Origin of the sequence: Marinimicrobium sp. UBA4509 (assembly GCF_002388575.1) — a bacterium.
GTDB lineage: Bacteria > Pseudomonadota > Gammaproteobacteria > Pseudomonadales > Cellvibrionaceae > Marinimicrobium > Marinimicrobium koreense.
In genome coordinates this window covers 1,683-3,179 of the sequence record NZ_DGMV01000070.1, presented here as the reverse complement: position 1 = coordinate 3,179, position 1,497 = coordinate 1,683, and the positions used below count along the sequence as shown (strand labels likewise).

4 protein-coding genes are annotated in these 1,497 nt (G+C 51.2%); all 4 read right to left on the bottom strand.

Annotated features, from left to right (window positions below; genetic code table 11):
• Positions 1-22 precede the first annotated feature (22 nt).
• Positions 23-442 (bottom strand): phage tail terminator-like protein, encoded by a 420-nt coding sequence (locus B3520_RS13715; RefSeq protein WP_286876300.1) that lies wholly within the window; start codon positions 440-442, stop codon positions 23-25.
• The gene (locus B3520_RS13710) at positions 439-870 is read right to left on the bottom strand and encodes a hypothetical protein (RefSeq protein ID WP_286876298.1); all 432 of its coding nucleotides are present in this window, start codon (positions 868-870) and stop codon (positions 439-441) included. The genes B3520_RS13715 and B3520_RS13710 overlap by 4 nt, the downstream gene beginning before the upstream one ends.
• Before the next feature lie 2 nt (positions 871-872).
• Positions 873-1,229 (bottom strand): hypothetical protein, encoded by a 357-nt coding sequence (locus B3520_RS13705; RefSeq protein WP_286876296.1) that lies wholly within the window; start codon positions 1,227-1,229, stop codon positions 873-875.
• The coding region (locus B3520_RS13700) for a hypothetical protein (protein WP_286876294.1) at positions 1,229-1,497 on the bottom strand (269 nt) is incomplete at its 5' end. The genes B3520_RS13705 and B3520_RS13700, both read right to left, overlap by 1 nt.

Sequence of the window (1,497 nt, the reverse complement as noted above, 5' to 3'; positions counted from 1 at the left end):
GCGGTAGTGGCTTTTTTCGAGTCTAGCTTAGGTATGCGTCGAAGCTAACGCTAACCTGCACCTGGAAAAAAGAGTCTGAAAGGCCAGACGCAATTTGGTTCGGCCCGGATGCTGCGTCAAAAATAACTCCGCTGACAGTTTTTCTATCGAATAGATCCTTGACCCTTTCGGCGATCGTAAAAGCGCTCGCTGCGCCGATTCCAACGTCACCAAAAATATCGACGACCACAACACCCGATTGCCTGTTTGTTCCGGTTGCCGGAGCCTGCAAGGTGTAATACGCGTTGTCGCCGAAATTCACCTGCACACTGAGCCAGGGCGCGTCCGTAGGCGGCGTGAATGCCGTGTTGGCGTAGGCAACTTGATAAGCCGGAGAGCTAGCCATCTCCGTAGCAAGACGGCCCTCGATGACCGCTCGAACGTCGTTGTAAGTGCTGGTCATGGGTCTACAGCGTTTGCCTTAATCCAATTTGCGATGTCCTTCGCGACTTGCAAATGGTAGTTCTTAGTGATTTGGTTATCTCGCGAACGCCATTTGTTGTTCCAGGAACGCGGCATGTTCTTTCCTGCAATCACAGGCTCGGCGTACTCGAGATTGTTGTACACGATATAGGTCTCGCCAATTTTTTCGTTTTGATAATTAGTTCGATCCGGCGCAGGTGTCGCGTTCTTGTCGTATTCACCGGCCGGGGCACCGATGCCGTTAGCTGTGTTCTCGGAAATTTGCCAACTGTTTTTTAAGCGTCCCGTATCCGTTGGGCTGCCTATTTTGAGTCGCCTGTCGGTTTCCAAAACAGCACCGCGCAAAAGCTCGTTGAATTTCTCCTCGGCGTAATCATCGATTTGGTCGAAGCGGATGCGACGAGCCATGCCTATGCCCTCAGGATCAGCTCATAGGTAATCGCGGTGCCTTCCTGCTCTAGCGTATTAACTGTAATAATTTGAAACTCTACAGAATCGATAACAACTCGATCTTTGGGGGCAGGCACCGTTGCCAAATCCGTAGCAGCAACGGTAAGGCGCTTATCAGTCTTCTTAATTAGCTCGTCAACCTCTGTGGAGCTGACGCCTTCTACGACGCCTTTAATCGCAGTGTCAGTCGTCGTCTCGGTAGTTGTTCCGGTAGTTGTGTTGTAAGAGCCCGCAGAGACATACCGGATCGTTACGTCGCCACCAAACTTGTTGATGACCTTGCCTGCAACACTCTCTAGCGACTTTGCTAGCGACATCAGATCTTATATGCGATAGCTGCGCCGCTAGTCAGCGTAATGCTTGTGAACACGCCATAGATCTTTGTACGAGCAACAAAGGTCTCGCCCGCAAGACTGTTGCCCGTGTAGTCCTGAGCAGTAATCGCACTAATCACCGTATCTTCCTTGAAGTAGATGCAGTTGAAACGGCCGGTGTGCTCAGCGGTATCGGAGATGAACTCTGCACCAACGCTGTAGTTCATGCCCATGATCAGCTCCGTTTGATAGCAATGTTGCCTGGTCCGCT

Coding starts and splice junctions, on each gene's coding strand:
- B3520_RS13710 (WP_286876298.1), bottom strand. CDS start 870: ATGGCTCGTCGCATCCGCTTCGACCAAATCGATGATTACGCCGAGGAG.
- B3520_RS13705 (WP_286876296.1), bottom strand. CDS start 1,229: ATGTCGCTAGCAAAGTCGCTAGAGAGTGTTGCAGGCAAGGTCATCAAC.
- B3520_RS13715 (WP_286876300.1), bottom strand. CDS start 442: ATGACCAGCACTTACAACGACGTTCGAGCGGTCATCGAGGGCCGTCTT.